The 25,523-nt window shown below is 66.7% G+C and carries 28 protein-coding genes; 4 read left to right on the top strand and 24 right to left on the bottom strand.

All coding sequences use genetic code 11. From position 1 onward, the window contains the following. Nucleotides 1–24: 24 nt before the first annotated feature. The 12 genes from APAU_RS06305 to rpmE form a co-directional block, all read right to left on the bottom strand. Entirely contained in the window at nucleotides 25–1,152 is a 1,128-nt protein-coding gene (locus APAU_RS06305; protein WP_006300893.1) for a M48 family metallopeptidase, read from the bottom strand. Continuing rightward, nucleotides 1,130–1,576 (bottom strand): flagellar biosynthesis protein FlgN, encoded by a 447-nt coding sequence (locus tag APAU_RS06300; protein ID WP_232207691.1) that lies wholly within the window; start codon nucleotides 1,574–1,576, stop codon nucleotides 1,130–1,132. Before APAU_RS06300 ends, APAU_RS06305 begins: the two co-directional genes overlap by 23 nt. A 1-nt stretch (nucleotide 1,577) precedes the next feature. Continuing rightward, entirely contained in the window at nucleotides 1,578–2,063 is a 486-nt protein-coding gene (gene fliS, locus APAU_RS06295) for a flagellar export chaperone FliS (RefSeq protein ID WP_006300891.1), read from the bottom strand. A gap of 47 nt (nucleotides 2,064–2,110) precedes the next feature. Next, the gene (locus tag APAU_RS06290) at nucleotides 2,111–2,584 is read right to left on the bottom strand and encodes an arsenate reductase/protein-tyrosine-phosphatase family protein (protein ID WP_006300890.1); all 474 of its coding nucleotides are present in this window, start codon (nucleotides 2,582–2,584) and stop codon (nucleotides 2,111–2,113) included. Beyond that, on the bottom strand, nucleotides 2,581–3,036 hold the full coding sequence (locus APAU_RS06285) for a CBS domain-containing protein (RefSeq protein WP_006300889.1): 456 nt from the start codon (nucleotides 3,034–3,036) through the stop codon (nucleotides 2,581–2,583). The genes APAU_RS06290 and APAU_RS06285 overlap by 4 nt, the downstream gene beginning before the upstream one ends. 11 nt (nucleotides 3,037–3,047) lie before the next feature. Then, nucleotides 3,048–3,980 (bottom strand): 1-phosphofructokinase family hexose kinase, encoded by a 933-nt coding sequence (locus APAU_RS06280; RefSeq protein ID WP_006300888.1) that lies wholly within the window; start codon nucleotides 3,978–3,980, stop codon nucleotides 3,048–3,050. Between the two features lie 44 nt (nucleotides 3,981–4,024). Next, complete coding sequence (gene trxB, locus APAU_RS06275; protein WP_006300887.1) at nucleotides 4,025–5,212, bottom strand: thioredoxin-disulfide reductase; 1,188 nt, start codon at nucleotides 5,210–5,212, stop codon at nucleotides 4,025–4,027. Between the two features lie 39 nt (nucleotides 5,213–5,251). Beyond that, nucleotides 5,252–6,127, bottom strand: coding sequence for a N5-glutamine methyltransferase family protein (locus tag APAU_RS12550; protein WP_006300886.1), 876 nt, complete (start codon nucleotides 6,125–6,127; stop codon nucleotides 5,252–5,254). A 10-nt stretch (nucleotides 6,128–6,137) separates the two neighbouring features. Continuing rightward, nucleotides 6,138–7,211 (bottom strand): peptide chain release factor 1, encoded by a 1,074-nt coding sequence (prfA, locus tag APAU_RS06265; protein ID WP_006300885.1) that lies wholly within the window; start codon nucleotides 7,209–7,211, stop codon nucleotides 6,138–6,140. Between the two features lie 16 nt (nucleotides 7,212–7,227). Next, complete coding sequence (locus APAU_RS06260; RefSeq protein ID WP_006300884.1) at nucleotides 7,228–8,178, bottom strand: DUF1385 domain-containing protein; 951 nt, start codon at nucleotides 8,176–8,178, stop codon at nucleotides 7,228–7,230. Beyond that, nucleotides 8,175–8,867 carry an FAD-dependent thymidylate synthase gene (gene thyX / locus APAU_RS06255; RefSeq protein ID WP_006300883.1) on the bottom strand — a complete coding sequence of 231 codons (693 nt, stop codon included), beginning with the start codon at nucleotides 8,865–8,867 and terminating at the stop codon, nucleotides 8,175–8,177. The genes APAU_RS06260 and thyX overlap by 4 nt, the downstream gene beginning before the upstream one ends. 85 nt (nucleotides 8,868–8,952) lie before the next feature. Further along, nucleotides 8,953–9,180 (bottom strand): 50S ribosomal protein L31, encoded by a 228-nt coding sequence (rpmE, locus tag APAU_RS06250; RefSeq protein WP_006300882.1) that lies wholly within the window; start codon nucleotides 9,178–9,180, stop codon nucleotides 8,953–8,955. Between the two features lie 229 nt (nucleotides 9,181–9,409). On the opposite strand from rpmE, the gene APAU_RS06245 reads away from it, so the two are divergent. Next, complete coding sequence (locus tag APAU_RS06245) at nucleotides 9,410–10,360, top strand: TAXI family TRAP transporter solute-binding subunit (RefSeq protein WP_006300881.1); 951 nt, start codon at nucleotides 9,410–9,412, stop codon at nucleotides 10,358–10,360. 87 nt (nucleotides 10,361–10,447) lie between these two features. On the opposite strand, the gene APAU_RS06240 is transcribed toward APAU_RS06245, so the two are convergent. Further along, a complete protein-coding gene (locus APAU_RS06240) occupies nucleotides 10,448–12,115 on the bottom strand; it encodes a formate--tetrahydrofolate ligase (RefSeq protein ID WP_006300880.1) in 1,668 nt (555 codons plus the stop codon). A 176-nt stretch (nucleotides 12,116–12,291) separates the two neighbouring features. On the opposite strand from APAU_RS06240, the gene APAU_RS06235 reads away from it, so the two are divergent. After that, nucleotides 12,292–12,651, top strand: a complete 360-nt coding sequence (locus APAU_RS06235; protein ID WP_006300879.1) for a diacylglycerol kinase — start codon at nucleotides 12,292–12,294, stop codon at nucleotides 12,649–12,651. Between the two features lie 23 nt (nucleotides 12,652–12,674). Here the strand turns inward: APAU_RS06235 and APAU_RS06230 are convergent, their stop codons facing one another. After that, nucleotides 12,675–14,519, bottom strand: coding sequence for a SpoIVB peptidase S55 domain-containing protein (locus tag APAU_RS06230; protein WP_006300878.1), 1,845 nt, complete (start codon nucleotides 14,517–14,519; stop codon nucleotides 12,675–12,677). Then, nucleotides 14,519–15,644 (bottom strand): peptide chain release factor 2 gene (gene prfB / locus APAU_RS06225; RefSeq protein WP_006300877.1). Its coding sequence is split into 2 segments (ribosomal slippage): nucleotides 14,519–15,571 and nucleotides 15,573–15,644, totalling 1,125 coding nucleotides; the frame shifts between segments, so codons are not numbered across the junction. The genes APAU_RS06230 and prfB overlap by 1 nt, the downstream gene beginning before the upstream one ends. A gap of 86 nt (nucleotides 15,645–15,730) precedes the next feature. Between prfB and APAU_RS06220 the strand changes: the two genes are divergently transcribed. Beyond that, nucleotides 15,731–16,753 carry a biotin--[acetyl-CoA-carboxylase] ligase gene (locus APAU_RS06220; RefSeq protein WP_006300876.1) on the top strand — a complete coding sequence of 341 codons (1,023 nt, stop codon included), beginning with the start codon at nucleotides 15,731–15,733 and terminating at the stop codon, nucleotides 16,751–16,753. Nucleotides 16,754–16,849: 96 nt separating this feature from the next. After that, nucleotides 16,850–17,893, top strand: a complete 1,044-nt coding sequence (gene selD / locus APAU_RS06215; RefSeq protein ID WP_006300875.1) for a selenide, water dikinase SelD — start codon at nucleotides 16,850–16,852, stop codon at nucleotides 17,891–17,893. Nucleotides 17,894–17,954: 61 nt separating this feature from the next. Here the strand turns inward: selD and APAU_RS06210 are convergent, their stop codons facing one another. The 9 genes from APAU_RS06210 to pyrR are packed head-to-tail and all read right to left on the bottom strand — an operon-like array spanning nucleotide 17,955 to nucleotide 25,518. Further along, nucleotides 17,955–18,806: a hypothetical protein gene (locus tag APAU_RS06210; RefSeq protein ID WP_006300874.1), complete on the bottom strand. Its 852-nt coding sequence runs from the start codon at nucleotides 18,804–18,806 to the stop codon at nucleotides 17,955–17,957. Then, nucleotides 18,803–19,705, bottom strand: coding sequence for a bifunctional 5,10-methylenetetrahydrofolate dehydrogenase/5,10-methenyltetrahydrofolate cyclohydrolase (locus APAU_RS06205; RefSeq protein ID WP_006300873.1), 903 nt, complete (start codon nucleotides 19,703–19,705; stop codon nucleotides 18,803–18,805). Before APAU_RS06205 ends, APAU_RS06210 begins: the two co-directional genes overlap by 4 nt. Nucleotides 19,706–19,730: 25 nt before the next feature. Continuing rightward, nucleotides 19,731–20,321, bottom strand: a complete 591-nt coding sequence (pyrE, locus tag APAU_RS06200; protein WP_006300872.1) for an orotate phosphoribosyltransferase — start codon at nucleotides 20,319–20,321, stop codon at nucleotides 19,731–19,733. Beyond that, complete coding sequence (gene pyrF / locus APAU_RS06195; protein WP_006300871.1) at nucleotides 20,318–21,013, bottom strand: orotidine-5'-phosphate decarboxylase; 696 nt, start codon at nucleotides 21,011–21,013, stop codon at nucleotides 20,318–20,320. The genes pyrE and pyrF overlap by 4 nt, the downstream gene beginning before the upstream one ends. Further along, nucleotides 21,010–21,963, bottom strand: coding sequence for a beta/alpha barrel domain-containing protein (locus APAU_RS06190; protein WP_006300870.1), 954 nt, complete (start codon nucleotides 21,961–21,963; stop codon nucleotides 21,010–21,012). The genes pyrF and APAU_RS06190 overlap by 4 nt, the downstream gene beginning before the upstream one ends. Then, complete coding sequence (locus tag APAU_RS06185; RefSeq protein WP_156789447.1) at nucleotides 21,950–22,705, bottom strand: iron-sulfur cluster-binding protein; 756 nt, start codon at nucleotides 22,703–22,705, stop codon at nucleotides 21,950–21,952. The genes APAU_RS06190 and APAU_RS06185 overlap by 14 nt, the downstream gene beginning before the upstream one ends. A 29-nt stretch (nucleotides 22,706–22,734) precedes the next feature. Continuing rightward, complete coding sequence (locus APAU_RS06180; RefSeq protein WP_006300868.1) at nucleotides 22,735–24,030, bottom strand: dihydroorotase; 1,296 nt, start codon at nucleotides 24,028–24,030, stop codon at nucleotides 22,735–22,737. Continuing rightward, nucleotides 24,027–24,983, bottom strand: a complete 957-nt coding sequence (locus APAU_RS06175) for an aspartate carbamoyltransferase catalytic subunit (protein ID WP_006300867.1) — start codon at nucleotides 24,981–24,983, stop codon at nucleotides 24,027–24,029. The genes APAU_RS06180 and APAU_RS06175 overlap by 4 nt, the downstream gene beginning before the upstream one ends. Further along, on the bottom strand, nucleotides 24,964–25,518 hold the full coding sequence (gene pyrR / locus APAU_RS06170) for a bifunctional pyr operon transcriptional regulator/uracil phosphoribosyltransferase PyrR (protein WP_040344945.1): 555 nt from the start codon (nucleotides 25,516–25,518) through the stop codon (nucleotides 24,964–24,966). Before pyrR ends, APAU_RS06175 begins: the two co-directional genes overlap by 20 nt. Nucleotides 25,519–25,523 lie beyond the last annotated feature (5 nt).

The following is a 25,523-nucleotide window of genomic DNA, read 5'->3' as shown; positions in this document are numbered from 1 at the left end:
CCGGTGGACAAAGCGCCGGGTTTGTTACTGGAGGAAACGTCCCATGGGGTGTTTCTTCTGGGCTTCTAGGAGGGATTCTACAAGAGTCTCCCGAAGGGAGTCGAGGGTCTGAGTCGGAAGGGGGGGCAATTCTCCCGAAGCCAGCAGCAGTTTTCCCCCCACCCTAAGGGACCGAGAGGGACCCTCGCCGACGAGCAGGATTTCGTGGGGAGCCAGTTCCATCTGCATCTGTTCCTCAAGCCTTCGGGCTACACGGGCGCTCCACGCTTCCGCCCCGGGCGCCTCAGGACAGCGAAGCCACAGCCGATCATCCAGGCGGACCGTCCACTCCGGACCCTCGCGGCTCACCCGGACGCGAAGGAGTCCGAGAACGCCCTTTCGCGCCACTCGGATTCCCTTTTCCTCAAGGACCTCCTCCACGTAACGAATCCGTTCCGTGAGGTCCGGATGGTCCTGAGCGATTCCCGGGTCCACATAGGGGTGCTTCAGCTGCTCTTCCTGCAGCCTCTCCAGAAGGGTCACCATGCCCACGGGATCGTACCCTCCCTGCAAAAGCATGCCGAGGGCTCCGGCATCCGCTTCCCGCTCCAAGTCCCGACTGTAGGCGTTCATCACCGCCATCTGGCCCAGGTTGGCCAGCAGCACCGCTGCGGCCTGGCCTCGACTGGCCACGGCCACCGCGAGGGCAAGCAGGGAGACCCGCTCGTTTCGCGCCATCTGGATCATCCCGTGCCGACGATCCGCGTGGACCAGCTCGTGGGCCACCACCCCCGCCAGCTCCGGGTCGCTGCGCACGAAGCCCAACATCCCCCGGGTGAGGTAGCAAATGCCCCCGGGGAGGGCAAAGGCATTGGGCTCCGGTCGATCCACAAGGCGAAGCTCGTAAGGAAGAGGACGGGACAGGGTGGGACGAAGCCTATCCAGGATCATCTCCAACCGGGCGCACAGGACCGGGTCCGTCACCCGCGTCCAGTGCTTCTCGATCTGCTCGGAGACCTCCTTGCCCGTCCGGATCTCCCGGGACAGGACATCCGCCGACGTGGCCGCTCCTTCCGCGCGAGGACAGGAGGAAAGGGCAAAGAGGAAGGCAACCAGACACAGGACCAGGACGCAGGGGTGGGCCCGCGTTTCAGCCTCCCTGCGTTCGCGCATAGCCTTTCAGTGCCTGGCGCCCTTGCTTCATCTGGACGAGCTTCGCCCGCATCGCCTCCAGATGGAACTCCAGCTCCTTCTGAACCCGCTGCTCCTTTTCCAGAAGGGACGCCGCCAGATCTCGGATTCCGTTGACCCGTTCCACCAGATCGTGGAATCCCTCCTGATCCACCCGCCGGGAAAGGGCGGCCCAAAAGGCGGGACCCTCTCTCCCCTCCTTGACCCCCATGGCACGGGACAAGCCCCCCCAGCCTTCCAGGAGTTTCTCCTGCCGGGAAATGTGCTTTTGTTTTTCCTGGAGGATCATCATGAGACCCTCCATGTTCTGTTCCCGGACGCAGCCTTCTTCGTCCTGGATCAACCCCTCCAGGACCAGGTAGACCTGGCGTTCCTCCTCCAGGAGAACCTCCAATTGTCCTTTCAAGTCAGCCTGCAAGGTTGAACCCTCCCGAAAGCGAGCCCCCAGCGGAGGTCTGAACGGGCACCGGAGCCGGGGACGGGGTCACGGCTTCGGGCTGTGCCTCCTGCCTCAGCTTGTCGATGGCCTCGACCCAGGTCTGTCTGAGTTCCTCCAGCATCTGCTTCACCTGGATCACTGGCTCGGGATTCTTGTGCACGTTGGCTTCCACCAGCTGGTAGTAAAGATAGTCATAGAGGCTCATGAGGCTTTGGGCCACTTCGCCTCCCTGCTCCACGTTCAGGGTGATCATGAGTTCCCGGATCACCGCCTGGGCCTTCTGGAGGTGTTGGTTCGTTCCCTCCGTATCCTTGTTTTCCAGGGCATCCAGGGCCATGGCGCAGGAGCGGATGCCGATGTCGTAGGTCAACAGCAGCAGCTGCTCCCGGCTCGCCGTCTGGATCTGGTTCGTTCGGTATACGTCGCGGGCCTTCAGGACAGCGTTCTCGTCCATGCAGATCCCCCCTCTCCGTCCGTTATCGGCCCTTCTCCCGAGAGGCCTTAAGTCCCTTGTCCCTTCCGAGTCTGGAGGTCCAAAAGGAGAGGACTCCAGTCCCAGAGCAAAGTTGCCACCGTCCTATAGACCGCCAGAGTGCCCCCGTAGGGGTCCGGCACCTCCGGGGATCCCTTCAGGGACAGATACTCCCCGTAGAGTCGGGGCACCGGGGCTCCCTTGACGGCCCATCCCCGGAGAAAACGCAGATGGGTCGAGGACAGACACAACACCAGAGAAGCCTGCTTCCAAAGGGATTCGTCCAGACAGCGCGCCCGGTGGCAGGAGAGGTCCACGCCCCTTTCCGCCGCAGCCTGAATCGCCGGGGCCGTGGCGGGGGCACCGGGAACCGCCGCAATCCCCGCCGATTCCGCCCGCAGGCCGGAGGAGGGCGCATCCGCCTCCGCCCGAGCATTGAAAAACGCCGCAGCCATCGGGCTGCGGCAGGTGTTTCCGGAGCAAACGAAGAGGATGGGGATCATGCCTGACCGTTCAGCTCGTCGCACATGATCCGTTCCAGCAGGTCCGCCCGATTGACCATCCCCGCCAGGATCCCGTCCAGGACCACCGGGGCCCGCTTGATGTTGTGCTTGATGAGGGTCATGGCCACGTAGAAATCGCTGTCGTCCTCCTGGAAGGAGATGACCTTGCGGACCATGTACTTCTCCACCCGCTCCAGGCTGACCCGACGGAGACGGTTTTGGAACTGTCCGAAGTCGGGGATCACGAAGGAATCCTGGAGATACTCGAAGTACCCCGGAAGAGCCGCCCGGACGATGTCCTGCTCGCTCAGGAATCCCACAAGCCGAAGCTGGTCGTCCACCACGGGAACCCCCGTGAGGCCGTGCCGGGAAAGGACCTCGATGGCCTCCCCCAGGGTGGAGTCCACCGTCAGGGCCGTCAGGTCCCGGTCCATCACGTCCGCAATCCTCATCCCCGCACCTCCTACCCCACCCGATCCAGTTTGACCTTGGAAAGATGCTGCTCCACCGACGCCCGGGAACGAACTCCCTTTTCCATGTGCATGGCGTCCTCCAGGGCCGCCGCCATGGCGAAGCGGATGGCGTCCTCCGCAGGCATGCGTTCTCCCAACCCCAGGACCAGTCCCGCCAACAGAGCGTCGCTGGCTCCGAAGAGGGAGACGATGCCCTTGCGCTCCACCTCGGCGATGAAGACTCCCTCGGGGGTGGAGAAGAGGTCTCCGTAGGTCCGGTAGGAGGCTACCATCCAGGGCACCCCCTGGGCATGCACCTTCTGGGCGATCCCTACCAGGTTGTCCAGGGTGGAAAGGGGAACCCCCATTACCAGGGACATGAAGCGATGGTCGATTTTGGCCACCGTGGGTCCCCCCTCCAACGCCATGAGGAGGGGGGACCCGGAGGCGTCGATGAAAACCGGTTTGCTGTGGCGACGGGCCAAGAGGGTCAGCTCTCGAAAGATATCCTGGGGAACTCCCGGGGGAAGGGATCCCCCCATGACCACCCCGTCGGCACGGTGCAGGATCCTCTCGTAGTTCCGGAAGAACCGGCTCAGGGCCTCTTCGGGGATGTAGGGGCCCAGCTCGGCGATGCCCGTCTCCACGTGTCCCACCTCGTCCACCACATAGGTGTTCGTGCGGGTTTCCCCCCGCACGTTGACGAAGTTGGTGGTGATACGCTCCCGTCGCAGGGCGTCCCGGACGTACTCTCCGTTGTACCCCGCCAGGAAGCCCAGGGCCGCGGAGTCGCACCCCATCTGCCGCAGCAGGATGGAAACGTTGATGCCCTTCCCTCCCGCGGAACGGTTGACGCTGGTGGCCCGAAACCAGCTCCCAGGCCGAAACTCCGGGACGAGGTACTCTTCGTCCACCGCAGGGTTGAGCGTTACCGTCACGATCATGGCATCACCTCACCTCTTCAGGACTTCCCAGGACCGTGGAGGAACTACTGAAGGAATGCCCGAACCTCCTCCAGGTTCGTCACGGCCCTTCGTCCCTGCTCCACTCCCTTCTGGAGCTTCACCAGAGTGGGCATCTCCAGGATGCGCAGTTTTTCCATCATCCGCCCGTTGCGGTACCCATCCACCACGCTCACGGGGATCCCCGACTCCGCAGACCAGGCTTCCACCTGCTGCACCAGGGCCACATGGGCCGGGTCGATGCTGGAGGTGAACAGGGCGTTCACCCGCTCCGGCTCCAGCAACACGCTCTGGAGGTGGACCTGTTCGGCAATGTAGGCATAGGCAGCCATGGCCGCGGTGGCTCCGTCCCCGGCGGCGGTGACCACCTGGCGCAGATAGGTGTCCCGTACGTCTCCGGCAGCGAAGATGCCCTCCACGGAGGTCTCCATCCGGGGGTTGGTGCGGATCCAGCCTCCCTTGGACGTCTCCACCAGGTCCGCCACGAAGCGGCTGTTGGGGTCGGTACCCACGAAGACGAACACCCCCGCCACGGGAAGGGGCGAAACCTCCTGGGTCTTCACGTTCCGCAGCATCAGGCGCTCCACCATGTCGCCGCCTTCGATGGACTCCACCACGGAGTCCCACACCGGGACGATCTTGGGGTTGGCCATGGCCTGCTCCACCGGGACCCGGTCCGCCCGGAAGCTGTCCCGCCGATGGACCACGTAGACCTTGCTGGCAAACTGGGTGAGGTAGCAAGCCTCCTCCACCGCCGTGTTGCCCCCGCCGATGACCGCCACCACCTCGTCCTCGAAGAAGGCCCCGTCGCAGACGGCGCAGTAGCTGACCCCCCGCCCGGTGTACTCCGCCTCGCCGGGGCAGCCCAGTTTCTTGAAGTTCGCCCCCGTGGCCACCAGGACGGCCTCTGCATCGATTTCGCCCTTCTCGGTGACCAGGATCTTGCGGCCGTCCCGAAGCTCCACCTTCTCCACCGTGGCTTCCCGGAACTCGGGGTGGAACTTCTCCGCGTGCTTGCGGAAGCTCTCCGCCAGAGCCTGGCCCGTGGTATGCTGCACTCCCGGCCAGTTCTCGACTTCGTCGGTGATGGTGATCTGGCCTCCCGGCAAACCCCTCTCCAGCACCAGGACGTCCAGTCCCGCCCGACGGCCGTAGATCGCTGCGGTCATGCCCGCAGGGCCCGCTCCCAAGATGACCAGTTCTCGCTTTTCCATGAGTACCCTCCTCGTTTCGACCGCCCTCGCGGGGGTCCGTTATTTCTCGATGTCTATTCTAAGCCCCACCCGGGTCCGGCGCCAGAGAACAAAGCGAGGAACCCCGAAGGGATCCTCTAACACTTCCTCCAGGCACAGGCCCTCGGGGCGATGCTCTTGCAGGAGGTCGATCTGCCAGGGCCCCGCGGTCTCCGCCAGGATCCACCCCCCCGGCTCCAGGAAGGGAGGAAGGAGGGCCAGCCAGGAGAGAAGGGGCTCCAGCCCCCGATCTCCTCCGTCCAGGGCGCAGCGAGGTTCCTGGTCCCGGACCGACGGGTCCAGGGCAATCCAGTGCTCCGTGGGGATGTAGGGGGGATTGGCCAGGACGCCGTGGAAGGGGGCCGTCCAGGGGGGAAGCTCCATGGGAGATCGGCCGTGCCAGAGGAGCACCCGGTCCCGAAGCCCGTGGCGGCGCAGGTTCTCCCAGGCCCATCGAAGGGCTGCCGGGCTGGCCTCCAGGGCGCAGCCCCGAAGGTCCGGCCGTTCCAGAGCCACCGAGCAGGCTAGGCAGCCGCTGCCAGCCCCCCAGTCCAGGAAGTTCCCTCCCCTGGGAAGACGGCCCACCGCCTCCCGGACCAACACCTCCGATTCAGGGCGGGGGATCAGACACCCGGGCCCCACGGCAAAGGCCCAGGCCCCGAAGGGAGCCTCCCCCAGGATGTAATCCAGGGGTTCTCCCGCCAGGCGACGACGGACCAAGGCCTCCGCCGTATCCCTGGGCGTCTCAAAGACCTCCCGTTCCGGGAACACCAGCTGTTCTCGGCGGGTCCACCCCGTGGCCTTCTCCAAGAACAGCTCCGCCTCCCAGAGGGGACGAGGGACCCCCGCCTCCGCGAGGGAGTGTCCCAAACGGTTGCGAAGCTCTTGCAGTTTCACCGCCGGGTCCTCACGGTGCCAGGGTCTTCAGCTTCTCCGTCTGCTCCGCCACCGTGAGAGCCTCCACCAGCTCGTAGAGGTCCCCGTCCAACACTTGGTCCAGCTTGTAGAGGGTGAAGCCGATGCGGTGATCCGTGAGGCGGTTCTGGGGGTAGCTGTAGGTACGGATGCGCTCGGAACGATCCCCCGTGCCCACCTGGCCCTTGCGTTCCGCCGCCATCACCGCCTGCTGCTTCTGGAGTTCCAGGTCGTAAAGGCGGGTCCGAAGGAGCTGCATGGCCTTGACGCGGTTCTTCAGCTGGGAGCGTTCGTCCTGACAGGTCACCACCAGGCCCGTGGGCACGTGGGTGATGCGCACCGCCGAGTCGGTCATGTTCACGTACTGCCCCCCCGCCCCGCTGGCCCGGTAGGTATCGATCTTCAGATCCTCCGTGCGGACCTGCACGTCCACCTCTTCCGCCTCCGGAAGCACCGCCACGGTGGCGGTGGAGGTGTGGATCCGCCCCCCCGCCTCGGTGACGGGAATTCGCTGGACCCGGTGGACGCCGCTTTCGTATTTCAGCTTGCTGTAGACCCCGGTACCCTTGAGGTGGAACACCACCTCCTTGTAGCCTCCGATGCCCGTGTCGTTGGTACTCAGAAGCTCCGAGCCCCAACCTTCCCGCTCGGCAAAGCGGTTGTACATGCGGAAGAGATCCGCCGCGAAGAGGGCCGCCTCCTCGCCCCCGGCACCAGCCCGGATCTCAATGACCACATCCTTCGCGTCATTGGGGTCCTGAGGAAGGAGGAGGACCTTGATGCGCTGCTCCAGAGGCTCCACCTGCTCCTCCAGGGTAGAAAGCTCTTCCTTGGCCAGCTCTCGGAGTCCCTCGTCCTCCTGGGAAAGGAGTTCCCGGGCATCCTGAATCCTCCGAAGCACCCCCCGATACTCCCGCAGGGCCGCCACGATGGGAGAAAGCTCGGAATGACGCTTCCCCAGGGCGTGCATCTCCTGCAGGTTCGACGAGAGGGCGGGATCGACCATGCGCGACTCAATCTCGGAGAAGGTCGATTCGATCTCCTCCAACTTTCCCATCAGATCCATGTGCCTTCACCACCACCTAAGGGTTCTGCGTTTCCGGAAGGGGATCCCCCAAAGCCACCCGCAGGGCGTCGATGGCCACCTCCAGTTGGTCGGAGGAGGGTTCGCGGGTGGTCAGGTACTGCAGCAGAAGGGCCGGTGCAAGAAGCCACCGTCCCAGGAGGCTGTCCTTGGAGGCCCAGCGGATGATCTCGTAGGAAAGGCCCACCACCACCGGGAGCAGCACGATGCGGCTGGAAAAGCGCCAAAGCGCCCCCCCCGTGCCGGCGAGACCGAAGACGAGGATGCTCACCGCCACCACCACCAAAAGGAAGGAGGTCCCGCAGCGGCGATGGATTCGGGAATACCGGAGGGCCGTCTCGGGGGTCAGGTCCTCACCCGCCTCGAAGGCGTTGATGGTCTTGTGCTCCGCTCCGTGGTAGGCGAAGACCCGACGCATTTCCCCCCAGCACCCCATGAGAGCCAGGTAGGCCACGAAGACGCCCCCTCGGACCAGGCCTTCGAAGGCGTGGATTCCGTGGGGGGACCACCCCCAGCGTCCGCCCAGGCCTTCGGAGATCCACAGAGGGAGGAGCAGGAACAGACCCACCACCGCACCGATGGCCAGAACCAGGGAGAGGACCGTCTCGGTCAGGGAAAAGCCGCCCTCCTCCTCCCCCAGGGCCACCTGCGCGGAGAGGTTCAGTGCCCGATAGCCCGTCTTCATCATGTCCGCCATGACCGCCACCCCGCGCAACACCGGCCAATCCCAGGGAAAACGCTTCACCCAGGTGGCCACGGACCAGGAACGGCGCCACAGCCCCCCATCGGGCTCCCGAACCGATAGCCCCCATTGCTGGTACCCCTTCATGAGAACCCCTTCGATCACCGCCTGCCCCCCCACGGGAAGCCGCTCGCAGGGAGCATCCCAGGGAAGGGCCATCAGGGTGAAAAAGCGGGAAAGGAGCAGCGTTACGTGTTTGGTCTTCATCGGGCAAGCAGTTCCTCCATGGTGGCATAGGGTCGCCCGCAGCTGGAAGGCTCCCGGCAGGCGCCCTCGGTCAGGCAATCCGGTCCGGCGAGGTCGAAGAGCTCCGGCTCCGCTTCCCGAACGGCCAGGAGCATCTGCCGGGCCACCTCCCGGATCTCCCACTGGGCACGGCGGCACAGGCGAAGTCGGAAAAAGTGGTGCAGCTCCCGGGCGTTCATGGTCACCACCAGACGGGTGGCCCAGCCGTGGGGCAGGACGAACCGGGCATCCTCCTTGGGAATCCCCCGGTCCACCAGGGTCCGGTAAAGCTCCAGGCTCCGGCGGGCATGTTCCTCGAAGAGGCCCCGGCACTCCGGGTTCTCCGAAACGCTGGGGGGGAGCACGCACTCCGGCGTCCCCACGGGAACATAGCGCTGGCTCTGCTGGGAAAAGCTGGCCATGCGGTGGCGCACCAGCTGGTGGGAGGCCACCCGACTCAGACCGTCCACGGCAAAGGTGAAGGAGGCATGCTCGAAGGGAGAAAAGTGCCCCGCCTTGCGCAGATGGGCCAGAAAGGATCGGACCTTCTCGGGCCCGAGCCCTTCGAACAGGGACCCCGCGTCGGAGGGGCTGTAGCAGAGCTTTGCCGCCGCCGCCACCGCCCGGCCCCCTTCGGCGGTTCGGGTCAGGAGTTTCACCGCGCAGACCATGTGGGACTTCTCCTCCCTTCGGGCTCCTTCGAGTCGCTTGTGACGATACGAAAAGGGGGGAGCCAGGCTCCCCCGATCCGTCGGCCTATTCGGAGACCTTCTTCTGGCCGTAGTCGACTCCGGCGTACTTCTGCCGGAACTTCTCCAGGCGCCCCGCTTCGATCGCCCGTCCCTTTTTGCCGGTATAGAAGGGATGGCAGGCGTTGCACACCGCCACCTTGATCTCCGGCTGGGTGGACCGGGTTTCGAAGGCATTCCCGCAAGAGCAGGTCACCTTGCAGGTCTCGTACTTCGGATGGATATCCTTTTTCATGGCTGCACACCTCCGTGTGGAATGACCCTGGACACAACGTATAAATCTAGCATAGTCCCCGCCTTGGTGCAATGCCGTCCACCCCCGTTACTTTAGTTGAATCTTGCCGTCCGACACCCTATACTTGAAACGAATCGGCACCAATGCGAGGGAGGGATGCGGGGCAACAGGCTTTATTGCGGAATGGGAATTCGGGAGGGGTCTATATCGAGAGGAGGCCAAATCTGTCATGAAACGCATTTCTCTGCTTCTTATTTCCGGTCTTCTGGTTGCTGCCCTGGCTGGGGCGGCCCAGGCCAAGACGTTCCTTTCCATCGCCACCGGCGGCACGTCCGGCACCTACTACCCCATCGGCGGCGCCATCGCCCAGGCGGCTAGCAAGGGCGCTCCGGACCTTCAGGTCACCGCCGAGACCGGCAACGCTTCCGTGGCCAACCTGAACCTCATCGGCACCCACGGCATCGAGATCGCCTTCGCCCAGAACGACGTCACCTACTGGGCCTACCACGGAAAAGTGATGTTCAAGGCTCCCTTCAAGAACATCCGGGTCATCGCTTCCCTCTATCCGGAGCACGTGCACCTCATCACCCTGAAGAACTCCGGCGTCAAGGGCATCATGGACCTGAAGGGCAAGAAGGTCTCCGTGGGCGCTCCCGGATCGGGCGTGGAGGGCGACGTGCGGGCCATCTTCCAGTCCGCCGGTCTGAAGTACGCCGACATGAAGACCGACTTCCTGGACTTCGGCGCCACCACCCAGCGGTTCAAGGACAACCAGATCGACGCGGGCTTCGTGGTGGCGGGCTACCCCGTGGCCTCCATCATGGACCTCTCCACCACCAAAGAGGTCAACCTGGTGGACTTCGACGACGCCTTCCTGGCGAAGCTTCAGAAGGAATTCCCCTACTTCGTGAAGAGCTCCATCCCCGCCAACACCTACAAGGGCGTCACCACCGAGACCAAGACCCCTGCGGTCATGGCCATCCTGGTGTGCGACGACAAGGTCCCGGCGGACGTGATCTACAAGTTCACCAAGGGCCTCTGGGACAATATTGGGGACGTCCAGAAGTCCCATGCCAAGGGCAAGCTCATCACCCTGAAGACCGCCCTGGACGGCATCACCGCTCCTCTGCACCCCGGCGCCGCGAAGTTCTACAAGGAAAAGGGTCTGAAGCTTCCCTAGACCCAGAAACGAGCTGTTCGAAAAGGGGGAGACGGCATCCGCCGTCTCCCCCTTTTGTGATGCGTCGAAAGCCGAAAAGCCGCTGCCCTAGAACAGCCCCGTGATGCGCCCGTCCGCGTCGATGTCGATGCGCTCCGCCGCCGGGGACTTGGGGAGTCCCGGCATGGTCATGATGGGTCCGCAGATGGCCACCACAAAACCCGCCCCGGCGGAGAGGCGGACCTCCCGAACGTGCACCTCGAACCCCTTGGGACGGCCCTTCAGCTCCGGCCGGTCGGAGAGGGACATCTGGGTCTTGGCCATGCACACGGGCAGGTTCCCGTAGCCCAGGGACTCCAGTTCCTTGAGGGTCTTGGCCGCTCCTTCTTCAAGGACCACCCCGTCGGCACCGTAGACCTTGGTGGCCACGGTGCGGATCTTCTCCGCCAGGGGCAGGTTCCAGGCGTAGAGCGGGCCGTACCGGTTGCCTTTGTCCAGGGCCTCCAGCACCCGGTCCGCCAACTCCAGGCCCCCTTCGCCCCCCTTGGCCCAGACCTCCGCAAGGGCGATGCTCGCCCCTTGGGCCTGGACGGCACCGCGCACCAACTCCAGCTCCCGGTCCGTGTCGGCGGTGAAGCGGTTCAGGGCCACCACCACGGGCACGCCAAACTGCTGCATGTTCCCGATGTGGGCCTCCAGGTTCGCAAGCCCCGCCCGTACCGCTTCCAGGTCTTCCTCCCCCAGACGGTCCTTGGGAAGACCGCCGTGGAGCTTGAGCGCCCGCACGGTGGTGACCACCACCACCGCTTCGGGATGGAAGCCCCCATAAGGGGAAACGATGTCCATGAACTTCTCCGCCCCCAGGTCCGAGGCGAACCCTGCCTCCACCACCACATAGTCCCGGAGGCGCAGGGCCGTACGGGTGGCGGCGATGGAGTTGGTGCCGTGGGCGATGTTGGCGAAGGGGCCTCCGTGGACGAAGGCGGGGACGTGTTCGATGGTCTGCACGAGGTTGGGCTGGATGGCCTCCTTCAGCAGCGCCGCCATGGCCCCCTGGGCCTTCAGGTCCGAAGCGGTGACGGGCTTGCCTTCATAGGTGTAGGCCACCACGATGCGCCCCAGCCGGGCCTTGAGGTCCTCGATGCCGTCGGCCAGGCAGAGGATGGCCATGACCTCCGAAGCCACGGAGATGTCGAAACCCGTCTCTCGGGGAACCCCGTCGCCCTTGCCCCCAAGGCCGATCACCAGGTGGCGAAGGGCCCGGTCGTTCATGTCCATCACCCGTCTCCAGGTGACCCGACGGGGGTCGATCCCCAGCGGGTTGCCCTGCTGGAGGTGGTTGTCGATCATCGCGGAGAGGAGGTTGTGGGCCACCCCCACGGCGTGGATGTCTCCGGTGAAGTGGAGGTTGATCTCCTCCATGGGAAGGACCTGGGAGTAGCCTCCTCCCGCAGCTCCTCCCTTGACCCCGAAGCAGGGCCCGAGAGAGGGTTCCCGAAGGCACAACATGGCGCTCTTGCCCTTGCGCACCAGGGCCTGAGCGAGACCGATGGTAACGGTGGTCTTGCCTTCCCCCGCCGCGGTGGGGGTGGTGGCGGTGACGAGGATCAGTTTCCCCTGAGGACGGTCCTCCAGGGAGCGGAGAAAGCGCAGATCCACCTTGGCCTTGTTGCGACCATAGGGGACGAGGTACTCCTCCGGAATCCCCAGATCCCGGGCGATCTCCCCGATGGGTTTGCAACGAGCGGCTTGGGCAATGTCGATATCGGACAACACGCGAATCCCTCCTCGGTCAGAGCGGTATGCCGTCGATTATACATCAACAAAACGTCTATACTCCGCCTCTCCACGGAGAACCTTCCTCCCTGGCTTTGGCGGTTGATGAAAGCGCTGGGGGATGCGTAGAATGTCGTGTGCCTCGGGAGACACCCGAAGCCGGAGGAGGTTTTCCCTTGTCGACCCCGTGGAAGAACACCGGCTTGCTTCGCAAGTTCCTGAATTCCTGCAACGGGTTTCGCGTGGCCTTCCTCACCGAGAGAGCCATCCCGCAGGAGTGCCTGACCACCCTGGGTCTGGTGGCCACAGGTTGGTGGCTGGACAAGGACGCGGAAGTGCTGGTCCCGGTCTTCCTTCTCTCCCTGCTGCCCCTGTCCCTGGAGTTGGTGAACTCCGCCGTGGAGACCCTCATCGACAGCCACCTGGGGGCCACGTATCGGGAGGACGTGCGGCGAACCAAAGACATGCTCTCCGCCTCCGTGTTCGTAAGCCTCTGGATCGGTTACGGGGGGAGCCTCTGGCTGCTCTTCCGCTGAAAACCTCTCCCGCCTTGCACCGATCAATCGAGCTCTTCCTCCGCGTCCTCCCCCGCCGCCGCCTTCTTGGGGGCACGGATCGTCAGGGACTTGCGCAATAGCCCCTCCACGTAGTAGTTCGTCCGGAGGACCTTCAGGGACCCCTCCTTGAGCCGTTCCTCCTTGATCTCGCTCAGGAGTTTGGACCCCGTGTCCTTCTCCTTCCCCGGATCCCGGGGATCCTTGCGCAGATCCCCCCGAATCTCCACCACGATTTCCTGGTTAGCCTCCTTGGCGTCCAGTTCCTTGAGCAGAGCCGCAAGGCTGTCGATGCTCCGCCAGCCTTCCTGGAGGGACTCCTGTTCCGGTTCGGCGATGCCCCCTCCCCGCACCACCACCTCGCCCCGGCCTCGCATCTTGGGGGGGATCCGCATCTGAAAGACCCGCTTCTGGGGGGGCTTCCGCCAGGGGCGAAGGGTCACCGTGACCGCCACCTTTTCCCCAGGGGAATAGGTCCGATCCTCGGGCATCTCGATGCGCTCGATGGTCAGGACACGGGGGGATTCGGTGACCTCCACACGCAGATGGACCCCCAGGGGGCGAATCTCCTGGAAGGGGTTGAGGGGCAAGGCCTCGTGGATCAGGGCAAACTCCTTGAGCATCTCCGTGGCCAAGTCGGTCTGGGAGAAGAAGAGATTCGTCCGGCTCCAGGGTCGGGCAAGGCCTCCTCCTTCGAAGCGGATCTCTACCTTTCCCGTCCCCTGCCCCCGCCTTCCCCACAGATCCTCCAGACACCCCGCCATGGCCAGGGGGGCGATCTTTCCCCGGAGGAAGGGATCGGGAACCACCTGGAAGCGCCGAAGTTCCTTCCTCTTGGTGTCCACGTCCTCGAAGCGCAGGGAGTATTCCGAGGCGGGGGGGAGGACGCCGAAGCGTCCGGAGATCCCCTCTGCCCGGTCCTGGTTCAGGGTCCCCGCCAGGGGTCCCAGGTTGCCGATCTTGAAGGGGCTTTCCAGGCTGGGCACCACGTCCAGGATCTCCGCGGCGGAGACGGGAAAGGACACCGCCCCTCGGTTGAGGAAGGGATGTCCGAAGGCCAGAAAACGCCCGTTCCGGTCCACCGCCGTGACGGTGCCGATGCTCCCCACGGTCACGTCCCCCCAGGCCAGAAGCACCCCCACGGGGGAACCGGGCTCGAAGGTCTTGCCGGAAAGGCCCGGTGGAGCCGCCCCGGAGGCGCCTCCGGCCACCCAGGGACGGCCCAGAAGGGCTCCCAGTTCGGCGGCGCTTCGGTCACCCAGTCCCTGAACCAGCAGGGGTGCCGCCAGCTCCGGAAGGTCTCCCGAGGCGGGCCCATCGCCCTGGTCCCCCGAAACCGGGGGGGTCCGGTCCCCCGAGGAAGGCCCGGGTGACGGAGAAGGGGATACATCTGAAGAGACTACGGGGGCGGGGGAAAAGGCCGGGGTCCGGTCGGGCCAGCGGGGAATCCGCAGGAGGTCCTCCGCCGGGGTGACCAGGCCCAGCCTGTGGTCGCTGAACCCCCAGCCGTAGCCGATGGCCCCCACCAGGCGTCCCTTCACGTACACCGGCGATCCGCTCATCCCCGCGGCGATCCCGCCGGTCCGCTCGATGAGGGGGCCGGAGGCCCGGATGAGGACGAGGTTTCGGGGATGCCCCGTTTGGGGAAGCACCCCCAGGATCTCCACATCGAAGGTCTCCACTTGCCGCCCCCGGACCGCCGTCCGGGCGACGCCTTTCATGCCCCGAACCAGTCGGGACACGGGGAAGAGGTCCTCCTTGGGGAGGAGGAATTCCTCCGCCCCCGCTGCGGAGACGAAAAGGAAAAGGGAGAGGAGGCAAAACGCCCCTCTCCTCAGGAAAACCCCCATCACGCCCCCTCCTTGTCCACGGTCCTCCCGGTCTTGAAGAACCGCAGGGTGGACATGATCAGCTCCTCCAGGTCTCCGTCCAGCACCGCCGCCACGTTGCCCACCTCACAGCCGCTCCGGTGGTCCTTCACCAACTGGAAGGGCTGGAGGGTGTAGGAGCGGATCTGGCTCCCCCAGGCGATGGACCGCTTCTCCCCCTGGAGGGATTCCAGATGCTCCTGCCGCTCCTGGAGCTGCCGTTCGAAGAGCTTCGACTTCAGCACCTGGAGGGCCGTGGCCCGGTTCATGTGCTGGGACCGCTCCACCTGGCAGCTCACGATGATCCCCGTGGGAATGTGGGTGATCCGCACCGCCGAGTCGGTCATGTTCACGTACTGCCCTCCCGCCCCGCTGGAGCGGAAGGTGTCCATCTTCAGGTCCTCCGGTCGGATCTCGATGTCCGCGTCCTCCGGAAGCACCGGCAGGACCTCCACGGAGGCGAAGCTGGTGTGACGCCGTTTGGCCGCGTCGAAGGGGGAGATGCGCACCAGCCGGTGCACCCCCTTCTCCCCCTTGAGGTAGCCGTAGGCATAGTCCCCCAGCACCTCGAAGGTGATGCTCTTGATGCCCGCCTCCTGGTCCGCCAGCTGGTCCAGGATGCGGCTCTTGAAGCCCTCCTTCTCCACCCAGCGCAGGTACATGCGGGAGAGGATCTCCGTCCAGTCCTGGGAGTCCAGCCCCCCCGCCCCGGCGTGGATGGTGACGATGGCGTCGGATCGGTCGTATTCCTCGTCCAAGAGGACGAAGATCTGCCGCCGTTCCAGCTCCTTTTCGAAGGCCCCGGCGCGGCGGTAGAACTCTTCCTCCAGGTCCACATCCTCCCCCTCCGCCAGAAGGGCCGCCAGGGTCTCCATCTCCTGAAGCTCTCGATTCAGGGTCTCCCAGGACTCCCGCTTCTGCTGGAGCTGCGCCAGCTCCCGTGTGGTCTCCTGGGCATCCTCCCGGGTCCAGAACTCCGGGTCCGCCGCCTGCTTCAGAAGCCCTTCGATGCGTGTCTCCGCGGCAGGCAGGTCAAAGACTGTCACGCAACTCGCAGGCCTGCGAGCGCAGATGATTCATGACCGTGCTGACGGGCAGAACGACCATGTCCATCCCTCCTTGGTTTTTCGGTTGTCTTGCGTAAGCTCCGATTATATCATCGGTCTATCGTCGTTCCCCACAAGGAGGCCCCCATGAACCGATCCACACCCCATCGACTCCAGATGCTGGGGATCCTCGCGGAAACCCCTGGAGACCTGATCCCAAGCTCCCTTCTCGTCTCCCGCCTGGGCATCACGCGCCAAGCCATCTCCAAGCTGGCCGACGGGCTGCGCCAGGAAGGCATCCCCCTGGCCTCGGTTCCCCAGAAAGGATACCGCCTTGAAGGGGAACCCCACGCGGAGGACTTCTCTCCCTCCTGGACGGAGTGGCTTCTCCGGGACGTCCCCCTGGGGCACCCCATCCTGCACTTTCCCGTCCTGGACTCCACCCAGGTCCCCCTGAAGGAGTTGGCCCGCCAAGGAGCCCCGGAGGGAGTGGTGGTGGTAGCCCAACGCCAGGAATCCGGACGGGGCCGACGGGGACGGGACTGGGACTCCCCTCCAGGGGGCGGCCTGTACTTCTCCGTGCTCCTGCGTCCTCCCCTTTTGCCCGGCCAGGTGCAGCTGGTCAACTTCGCCGCGGCCCTGGCGGTTCAGGAGGGGCTCTTTCGCCTCTTCGGCCTGAGGGCTGCCATCAAGTGGCCCAACGACGTGCTCCTGGAAGGGCGCAAGCTCTGCGGCATCCTGAGCGAGGCGGCGGTGGAGGCGGACCGCATCCACCACGTGGTGACGGGCATGGGGCTTAACGTGAACCTCTCCGCCTCCCAGTTCCCGGCGGAGCTGGGTGCCCGGATCGCCACCCTGAAGGATCGGCTCGGCGGCCCCACCTCCCGAGGCGCGGTGCTCGCGGCGGTGCTGGAATCCCTGGCGTCGCAGATGGTTCGGCTCTCCTCCCCGGAAGGGGACGAGGCGCTTCTGGCTTCCTACCGAGAACGCTGCTCCACCCTGGGGATGCCCGTGCGGGTGGAGCTGGACTGCAGCTTCGTGGAGGGCACCGCCCTCTCCGTGGACCGGGAGGGCGCCCTCTGGGTCCGCGACGCCCTGGGGAAAGAACACCGGTTCGCCGCAGCGGACGTGCACCACCTGCGCCCCTCCAAGGGCTCCGAGGGGAGGTGACGCCGGTGCATCCGACACCGGGCGTTCGCATCGGCCGCTGAGCCGCCGGACTCGGCCCAGCGGAGCTGGACCGGTTACAGAAGGGAGGTGACGCGCATGCGTCTGACCGAACGAGCACGCACCAGCGGCTGAGCCGCCAAGATCGGCCCAGCGGAGCTGGACCAAATCCTCGCGTCCCTGCCCACCATCCCCAATGACCGACTCCTGGCCTCCTGGGGACACGGGGAGGACGCGGCGCTGTGGATCCTTGACGACGAACGGGTGGGGATCCTGACGGTGGATTTCATCACCCCCATCGTGGACGATCCGGAGACCTTCGGCGCCATCGCCGCGGCCAACGCCTTAAGCGACGTCTTCGCCATGGGGGGCCGGCCCTTCGTGGCCCTGAACGTGGTGGGCTTTCCCACCTCCTGCGAGCCCCTTGAGGTGCTTCAGAAGATCCTCCAGGGAGGAGCGCGGAAGGTAATGGAGGCCCGTGCCTGCCTCGCGGGGGGGCACAGCGTGCAGGACGAGGAACCGAAGTACGGACTGGTGGTGTACGGCGAGGTCCCCACGAAGGACCTCTGGAAGGTCACCGGGGCAAGGGCGGGGGACGTGCTGCTCCTCACCAAACCCCTGGGGACGGGGCTTCTCACCACCGCCGGGAAAGCGGGGCTGGCGTCGCCGGAACACCTGCAGGGCGCCGTGGAGACCATGGCACGGCTCAACGACGCTCCCCTCTTCCTGACGCCGGAGCTTCGGAGCCGCGTACATGCCTGCACCGACGTGACGGGCTTCGGCTTGGGCTGCCACGCCCTCGATCTCCTCTCCGAGGGGACCCTGGACCTGCAGCTCTTCGCGGCAAACCTTCCCGTCCTCCCGGGGGCACTGGAGGCCGCCTCCATGGGGCTCATCCCCGCAGGGGCCTATTCCAACCGGAACCATGCGGGAACCAGGGTCCGGATGGGAGAAGGGGTATCCCCTCCCCTGGAAGACCTGATCTTCGACCCCCAGACCTCCGGGGGCCTGCTCCTGGCAGTGGGGGAAGGGGACGAACCGGCCTTCCTGGAGGCCTTCCGCCAGGGGGGCTTCCCCAAAACCGTGCGGGTGGGACGATTGCAGGAAGGCACCGGGAACCTGGTGGTTCATCCCGGAGAGTGATGGGAAAAACGCAAGGCCGCCCCGGGGCAACGGTTCCCGGGGCGGCCTTGTGCGTCCTCGCCTACTTGGGGACGGGGGTCGGGGCAGCTCCGCCCCGCAGGGTATTCCAGAGGGTCAGGTAGAGGTCGTAGTAGAAGAGGAACATTTCCTGGTCGTTCCGGGGAACCGGAAGGTGCACCACCCGCTTTCTCCCCGCCGCTGCCTCCCGGACGGGCCCAGGGGTCCAAGGATCCAAGAGGATCAGCCACCCCCGGGATTCCGCCCGATCCAGGGAGGCCCGCAACGACACGGGGTCGCCCCCGGACTCCCATTTCTTCCACAACGCCTCCGGGGGCCTCACCGCCTTGGGGATGGCTGCCCGGATCCAGGCCCCCGAAAGCCCCGCCAGGTCCAGCAGTTCCGTATCCTGAAGAAGCTGTCGCCCCACCTCCAGGGTGCTCTCCATGCGGGACTGGAATTCCGCCAAGCGTCGTTGAAAATAGGCGTAGTGCTCCTGGTCCGCCTTCGCCAGGACGATGAGCAGTCGCTGCCCCACGAAGGGCAGCGCGGCGGGATCGAAGAAGATCTCCTGACGCATGGCACCCCGAAAGGGAAGGGAGCGGTACAGGCAGCGCAGGTTCGGTCGCCCCGCGGAGATTCCCAGCTCCGCCGCCTCCCGGGGATCCAGGGCCACCACCAACCCCCGAGGCTGGGGGCGGCTTCCCCCCACCAGCCTGCCATCCACCCCCCAGACCCGCATGGAATGCACCGTGGCATGCGCCCCCCCGATGAAGCGGGCCATGAGGCCCAGCCAGGGAGAGGTGACCCAAAGCTCCAGGGCCTGCGCTTCCCGAGGAAACGAGGCCCCCCCGGGCAGAAGAAGGGAAAGGAGGACCCCCAGGAGGAGCCCCCGGCACAGGGCAGAGGGTCTCATGGAGCGGAGCGGAGTTCCTTCAGATCGGGCAGCTCCACCGGCCTTCCGGCCCTCCTTCGGGTGGCCAGAAGCAGCAGGTTCGCCAGGAGCAGGGACACCGTCAGGGGCCCCACCCCTCCGGGCACGGGGGTCAGGGCTCCCGCCACCCCCGCCGCGTCCGGGGCCACATCTCCCACCAGCCCCTTCCCGGGGGTGGGGTTGGTCCCCACGTCCACCACCCAGGCACCGGGGCTCAGGGAGGCACCGCGAACCAGGCCGGGAACCCCCGCCGCGACGGCCACCACCTCTGCCCCCTTCAGGAAGGCTTCCAGCCTCCCTGGGGGGGTGAACTCGTGGATCTGCACCACCGTGGCCCCCCGATGGAACAGCAGGGTCGACAGGGGACGCCCCACGGTGGCGCTCTGCCCCACCACCGCCGCCACCTTGCCCTTGAGATCCCCGCAGCCGTACCAATCCAGCAGCAGGGCGGCGGACCAGGCGGCGCAGGGGAGAGGGTGCCCCGTGCAGCCCAGGAAGAGACGCCCCAGGTTCTCGGGGTGGGTCCCCTCGACGTCCTTGTCCGGGTCCAGGGCCTCCCGGAGCTTCCGGACATCCCAGGAAGGGGGCAAAGGGGTCTGGAGGATCACCCCGTCCACCGTCTCGTCGTGGTTGAACTCCAGGATCCGGTCCCGGGCGTCCTGTTCCGTGGCCGTGGAGGGAAGCCGGACCGTGGCGGTCTCGATGCCCGAGGCTTCGCAGGCCCGGATCTGGTTCCGCCGGTAGGCCTCCGAGGCGGGGTCGTCCCCCACGCACAGGGAGAGCAGCCGGAAGACCCCGAGGGGCGTGCGAAGCTCCTCCACCTGGCGTCGAACCCAGTCCCGAATCCTCCCTGCGGGGGTCTTGCCTTCCATGAGAAGCATGGGATCCCTCCCGATGGTGCGGAAATTAGGGTTGGGGACGGCTCCCAGGCTTCACCAGGGGCAGTCCCTCCCTGCAGCACGGACAATCCGCTGGATCATATACCGGGAAGGAAACGGCCCACAAGGACCGCCAGGGCACGGGAAGGAGGGAGGGGTTGCCGGAACGATCCACCAAGGAGCCAGCCCCGACCCACACCGCTCCGTCCCGTTCCAGCACCTCTGCGGTTTCCCGAGTGGATTTCCCCGTGGTGAACACGTCTTCCACCACCAGAAACCGGGCCTTCCCGGGGTGGGGAAATCGGCGCAGGGTCATGGTTCCCTCCACCCGTTCGGTGAACAGGAAGGGAACCCCCAGGGCCTTGGCCACCTCGTGTCCGATGAGAAGCCCCCCCATGGCGGGGGAGACCACCAGGTCCGCCCCCAGGGGGGCCAGGCGCCGGGCCAGGATCCGCCCCGCCCAGGCGGCGTCCCGGGGGTGGGCCAGGAAGAGGGCGCACTGAAGGTAGTCGGAGCTGTGAAGCCCCGAGGAAAGGAGGAAATGCCCCTTCAGGTGGGCGCCCCTCTCCGCCATGCGCTGAGCGAAGCGTTTTTCAAAGCGTTTCTCCCCTGCCGTCATGCCCGTCCCTCCTCCATGCTTCCCAGCACCCGCTCCGCCGCCTCCTGCGGGTCCGCCGCTCCCAGGATGGAGCGCCCCACCACCAGGTAGTCCGCCCCCCGCCCCATCGCCGCCGCCGGGGTATCCACCCGCGCCTGGTCCTGCGTCCCGTCTCCCGGAAGGCGGATGCCCGGCACCACCGTGACGAGCCCAGGGGCAGCCTCCCGCACCAGGGTCAGGTCTCGAGGGCTGCACACAACGCCCCCCAGCCCCGACTCCCGAGCCAGCGCCGCCCGCCCGCTCAGGGCCCGTTCCAGGGAACACCCGGGATGGACAGCCTCCCACTCCGGCCCATCAAGGCTGGTGAGTACCGTGACTCCCAGGAGGAGCAGGTCCGTCCCCGCCGCCTCCCGCGCGCGGCGCATCATGGTCTCCCCCCCGGAGGTGTGCACCGTGAGAGCCCAAAGCCCCCAGCGGGCATAGACCTCCACCGCCTGGGCCACGGTGTTGGGGATGTCGTGGAGCTTCAGGTCCAGAAAGACCCGATGCCCCCGTTCCTGCAGGTCCCGAAGAAACGTCTCTCCCCCCAGGGCGAAGAGTCGGGGACCCACCTTCACCTTCATCCAGGGGGCCTTCAGGCGGTCCAGAAGGGCCAGCCCCTCCTCGGTCCCCGGCGTGTCCAGCGCCAGGATCAATCGTTCCTTTCCGTTCATGCCCCGCTCCTCTCCTTCCTCGCTCCGGCAAACCCGCCCCGGTGCGCCGCTCCCACCAGTTCCGCCAGGGAAGCCACCCCTCGCGCCTGCAGGAGCGCTTGCAGATCCCGACACATCCCCGCCAGGCAATCCAGCTTGCGGAAGTGCCAGGTCCCCACCTCCACGGCGCTGGCCCCGGCCAGCACCATGCACAGGGCGTCCTCGGCGCTACGAACCCCGCCGCACCCCACGATGGGGATCCCCACCCTGCCGTAGGTCTGAAAAACCAGGCGCAGGCTCAGGGGGAACACCGCGGGGCCGGAAAGCCCCGCCACGCTTCGGGCGAAGCGGGGAAGCCCCGTCTGCAGGTCCAGGGCGGCGCCCAACCACGTGTTGGCCACCACCACCCCGTCGGCCCCTCCCGCCTCGGCGGCCCGAGCGGTGGCCACGAAATCCCCCGCCTGGGGGGTGAGCTTCACCCAGAGGATCCCCTTCCAGCCCGGTCGCGCGATCCCCAGGGCCGCCCGGACCCCTTCGGGAGCTTCCCCCCAGGCCGCTCCCCCCCCGTCCACGTTCGGACAAGAGAGGTTCAGTTCCAGCACGGCGATCCGGTCCGAAGCCCCTCCCAAGGCCTCCACCGCCCGCCCCAGGGAATCCAGGTCCTCGCAGGCCAGGTTCAGGACGATGCGCTTCCCCGTGCCCGCAAGGCCGGGAAGGGTCTCCCGCATCCAGGCCTGCACCCCCGGGTTCTCCAGACCGATGCTGTTGAGAAGCCCCCCGGGCGTCTCTTCGAGGCGCACCCCCGGGTTCCCCGCGCGAGGACGCCAGGTGAGCCCCTTGGTGCATACCCCGTCGCACCCCTCCAGCCCCATCCAGAGGACGGGATCCATGGGAAGGATCCCCGAGGCGGGGATTAGGGGGGAATCCAGGGTCACCCCTCCCAGGGTGGCCCTCAGGTCAGGCGAAGACATCGTCCCCCAGCTCCTCTCCGTCGAAGAAGGGACCATCCACACAGACCCGGGCGGACGTCCCGTCCCGCCGGGTGATGCGGCAGCCCAGACACCCCCCGAACCCGCAGGCCATGCGCCGCTCCAGCCCCAGAATCGCCTGGAACCCTCCCGCTCGGGAGAGATCCCGCAGCGCCTGCAGCATCCCTTCGGGGCCGCAGGCCACCACGCAATCCCCGGGGCGGACCCGCTCCCCCAGGGCCGACACGGCGTTTCCTTTCGGGCCCAGGGAGCCGTCGTCGCAGGCCACCGTCAGGGGCAACCCCGCCAGAAGCCCCCGCAGGTGTTCCAACGCGGGCCCCCAGGAAGCGTCCCGGAAACCCAGGACCCACCCTCGAAAGCCCGGCGGGACAGGGGCCATCAGAAGGGGAGCCGCCCCCACGCTGCCCCCGAGGAACCAGACCGGCCGATCCTGGGGTACCTCCACGGGACGTCCCAGGGGAAGGCGCAGGTCCACGGACTGCCCCGGGATCAGGTCCGCCAGCAACCCGCTCCCCCGCCCCGCCCGGCGGCAGAGGAAGGAGACCCGGTCCTCCTGTGCCCGAGCCACCGCCAGGGGTCTTCCCAACAGGGGGTCGCACACCTCCGGAAGGGAAAGGAGGGCAAACTGCCCCGCCCGCACAGGGGGAATCGGGCCGGGAAGGCGGATTTCCAGCCACGCCGCCCCCGTTCCCAGAGAGATGCGGGAGACCAGGGTCCCCCGCACCTCCGAAAAAACGTGCCCCCCGCAGACGCTCACTGTTCCTCCGAGGCCCGCCAGAGAACCCGATCCCCCAGGAGGGTGAGCACCGGCCAGCCCTTCAGGACCACCCCGGACCAGGGGCTATGCTTGGCCTTGCTGCGCCAGAGGCGAGGGTTCACCTTCTCCACCCGATCCGGGTCCACCACCGTCAGATCCGCCTCCGCTCCCACGGCCAGGAGGTCGTCGCCCCCCCGTCCCAGGATGCAGCGAGGTGCCCGGGTGAGGGCGGCCAGGACCTTCTCCGCCGCCACGCCTCGACGGACCGCCCCGTCCAGGACCCCCGCGGCGGCGCACTCCAGGGAGGCGATGCCGAAGGAGGCTTCCTGGAAGGGAAGGTCCTTCTCGTCGGCGTGCCAGGGAGCGTGGTCCGTCCCGATGGCGTCCACCGTGCCGTCTTCGATCCCCCCCCATAGGGCCTCCCGATCCCGGACGGACCGGAGAGGAGGGTTCACTTTAAAGTAGCCGTCGTAACCGCTGGCCATGACGTCCTCCTCCGAGAAGGTCAGGTGGTGAGGGGTGACGTCGCAGGTCACCGACAGTCCCTCCGCCTTGGCGGCCCGGATCAGCTCCAGGGAGCGGGCCGCGCTCAGGTGGGTGAAGTGCAGGCACCCTCCTACCTCCCGGAGCAGCTCGATGCCCCGCTGGACCCCCAGGACCTCGCAGGAGGAGGGAACCCCCGCCAGGCCGCTCACCGCGCTGATGACCCCTTCATGGACCTGCCCCTTGCCGAAGAGGGAGCGATCCTCCGAGTGCTCCATCACCGCAAGCCCCGTCCCGTCCAGGTAGCGCAGGGCCAGGCGCAGCAGACCGGAGGAGCGCACCGGGGCACCGTCGTCGGTGAAGAGAACCGCCCCTTCCTCGGCCATCTTCAGGAGTTCCGCCAGCTCCTCCCCCTTGCGCTCCTTGCTCACGCAACCCGCCGGGAGGACCCGGGCGCCCGGAAGCTCCCGTCCCTTTCGGGCCACGTAGGACACGGCGCTGGGGCAGTCCACGGGAGGATCCGTGTTGGGCATGGCCACCAGGGTGGTGTAGCCCCCCGCCGCTCCCGCCAGGGACCCGGAGGTCAGGTCCTCCCGCCACTCCTGCCCCGGCTCCCGAAGGTGGGTGTGCAGGTCCCAGAACCCCGGGCAGAGCCACTTGCCCTCCAGGTCCAGGGTCTGTCCCTCGAAGCCTTCCGGCGCCTCGGCGCCCAGGTGGGCGATCTGCCCTTCCTCCACCACCAGATGCCGCGTCCCCTCCATGAAGGCCTTCCCGTCGAAGACCGTGGCGTTCTTCAGCCAGATGCTCATGCGTCCACCGCCCCTCCCGCGCAGAGGTAGAGCAGCGCCATGCGAACGGCGACGCCGCTGCGAACCTGTTCCAGAATCACGCTCTGCTCCCCGTCGGCGATCTCCGAAGCGATCTCCACCCCCCGGTTGATGGGACCGGGGTGCATCGCCAAGGCGCCGGGCCGAGCCAGCTTCATCAGTTCCTCCGTCCCCCCCCAGAAGCGATGGTACTCGTCCACCGAGGGGAAAAGCCCGTCCTGCTGGCGCTCCCGCTGGATGCGGAGCATGTAGACCAGATCCGCCCCCTCCACGGCTTTGCGGGCGTCGGGCTCGAAGCGTCCTCCCAGGGCCTCCACTTCCAGGGGGATCAGGGTCCTGGGACCGCAGAAGACCACCTCGCACCCCAGAGCGGCGAAGCCCCGGGCGTCGCTGCGCGCCACCCGGCTGTGTTCCACGTCTCCCAGGATGACGATCTTCCGCCCCTCCAGGTCCCCCAGGTGTTTCCAGGCGGTGTACAGGTCCAGAAGTCCCTGGGTGGGGTGGGCGTGGGCCCCGTCCCCGGCGTTGAGCACCACCGCCTTCTTGAGCTTGCGGGTCAGGTACGCCGCGGCCCCCACGGCGCCGTGACGGATCACCACGATGTCCGCCCCCATGGCCTCCAGGGTCCAGGCGGTGTCCCGCAGGGTCTCCCCCTTGCTGGTGCTGGATCCGGCAGCGGACCAGTTCACCACGTCTGCGGAGAGCATCTTCTCCGCCAGCTCGAAGGACACCCGGGTCCGGGTGGAGTTCTCGAAGAACAGGTTCACCGCCAGCTTGCCCCGCAGGGCGGGGACCTTCTTGATGGGCCGGGAGAGGAGGTCGTCCATGTGGCGGGCCTGCTCCAGCAGCAGCAGGATCTCCTCCCGGCTCCATCCCTCCAGGTCCAGCACGTTGCGCCGGGTCCACCGCGTGGCGCTAGAGGACGTCCCGTTCACAGATGACCACCTCGTCCTTTCCGTCCAGTTCCTCCAAACGCACCTCCACCACCTCGGACTTGGAGGTGGGCAGGTTCTTCCCCACGAAATCCGGCTGGATGGGCAGTTCCCGATGCCCCCGATCGATGAGGGCCGCCAGGCGCACCGTGTCGGGCCGTCCCAGGTCCATCAGGGCGTCCAGGGCGGAGCGCACCGTACGCCCCGTGTAGACCACGTCGTCCACCAGAACCAGGTGTTTGCCCCGGATGTCTCCGGGGATGGAGGTGCTGTGCACCACCGGCTGGTCGTGGAGCAGGGTCAGATCGTCCCGGTAGAGGGTGATGTCCAGTTCCCCGCAGGGGAGCTTCACGTCCTCGAACTGCTGAATCCGATCCCGCAGACGCCTGGCCAGGTAGATCCCCCGCCTCTGGATCCCCACCAGCACGAGCCCTTCCAGCCCCCGGTTGTTCTCCACCACTTCGTGGGCCATCCTTCGAAGGATCCGCTCGATGTCCTCCGCCTCCAGCACCCTAGCCTTTTCCCTCAGCAACCCCATCCACC

It is taken from the genome of Aminomonas paucivorans DSM 12260, from assembly GCF_000165795.1.
Taxonomy (GTDB): Bacteria; Synergistota; Synergistia; order Synergistales; family Synergistaceae; genus Aminomonas; species Aminomonas paucivorans.
The sequence above is the reverse complement of the archived record's forward strand: the minus strand, read 5'-3'. Positions and strand labels throughout refer to the sequence as shown.

Bases quoted from the DNA above. Each gene is read 5' to 3' on its own strand.
- pyrF (WP_006300871.1), bottom strand. From the start codon at position 21,013: ATGAACGGAAAGGAACGATTGATCCTGGCGCTGGACACGCCGGGGACC.
- pyrR (WP_040344945.1), bottom strand. From the start codon at position 25,518: ATGGGGTTGCTGAGGGAAAAGGCTAGGGTGCTGGAGGCGGAGGACATC.
- APAU_RS06280 (WP_006300888.1), bottom strand. From the start codon at position 3,980: ATGATCGTGACGGTAACGCTCAACCCTGCGGTGGACGAAGAGTACCTC.
- APAU_RS06290 (WP_006300890.1), bottom strand. From the start codon at position 2,584: ATGATCCCCATCCTCTTCGTTTGCTCCGGAAACACCTGCCGCAGCCCG.
- rpmE (WP_006300882.1), bottom strand. From the start codon at position 9,180: ATGAAAAAGGATATCCATCCGAAGTACGAGACCTGCAAGGTGACCTGC.
- APAU_RS06245 (WP_006300881.1), top strand. From the start codon at position 9,410: ATGAAACGCATTTCTCTGCTTCTTATTTCCGGTCTTCTGGTTGCTGCC.
- APAU_RS06260 (WP_006300884.1), bottom strand. From the start codon at position 8,178: ATGAAGACCAAACACGTAACGCTGCTCCTTTCCCGCTTTTTCACCCTG.
- APAU_RS06190 (WP_006300870.1), bottom strand. From the start codon at position 21,963: ATGTCTTCGCCTGACCTGAGGGCCACCCTGGGAGGGGTGACCCTGGAT.
- APAU_RS06230 (WP_006300878.1), bottom strand. From the start codon at position 14,519: ATGGGGGTTTTCCTGAGGAGAGGGGCGTTTTGCCTCCTCTCCCTTTTC.
- APAU_RS06285 (WP_006300889.1), bottom strand. From the start codon at position 3,036: ATGAGGATTGCGGACGTGATGGACCGGGACCTGACGGCCCTGACGGTG.
- APAU_RS06305 (WP_006300893.1), bottom strand. From the start codon at position 1,152: ATGCGCGAACGCAGGGAGGCTGAAACGCGGGCCCACCCCTGCGTCCTG.
- APAU_RS06180 (WP_006300868.1), bottom strand. From the start codon at position 24,030: ATGAGCATCTGGCTGAAGAACGCCACGGTCTTCGACGGGAAGGCCTTC.
- pyrE (WP_006300872.1), bottom strand. From the start codon at position 20,321: ATGACGGCAGGGGAGAAACGCTTTGAAAAACGCTTCGCTCAGCGCATG.
- thyX (WP_006300883.1), bottom strand. From the start codon at position 8,867: ATGGTCTGCGCGGTGAAACTCCTGACCCGAACCGCCGAAGGGGGCCGG.
- APAU_RS06205 (WP_006300873.1), bottom strand. From the start codon at position 19,705: ATGCTTCTCATGGAAGGCAAGACCCCCGCAGGGAGGATTCGGGACTGG.
- trxB (WP_006300887.1), bottom strand. From the start codon at position 5,212: ATGGAAAAGCGAGAACTGGTCATCTTGGGAGCGGGCCCTGCGGGCATG.
- prfA (WP_006300885.1), bottom strand. From the start codon at position 7,211: ATGGATCTGATGGGAAAGTTGGAGGAGATCGAATCGACCTTCTCCGAG.
- APAU_RS06210 (WP_006300874.1), bottom strand. From the start codon at position 18,806: ATGAGACCCTCTGCCCTGTGCCGGGGGCTCCTCCTGGGGGTCCTCCTT.
- fliS (WP_006300891.1), bottom strand. From the start codon at position 2,063: ATGGACGAGAACGCTGTCCTGAAGGCCCGCGACGTATACCGAACGAAC.
- APAU_RS06220 (WP_006300876.1), top strand. From the start codon at position 15,731: ATGAACCGATCCACACCCCATCGACTCCAGATGCTGGGGATCCTCGCG.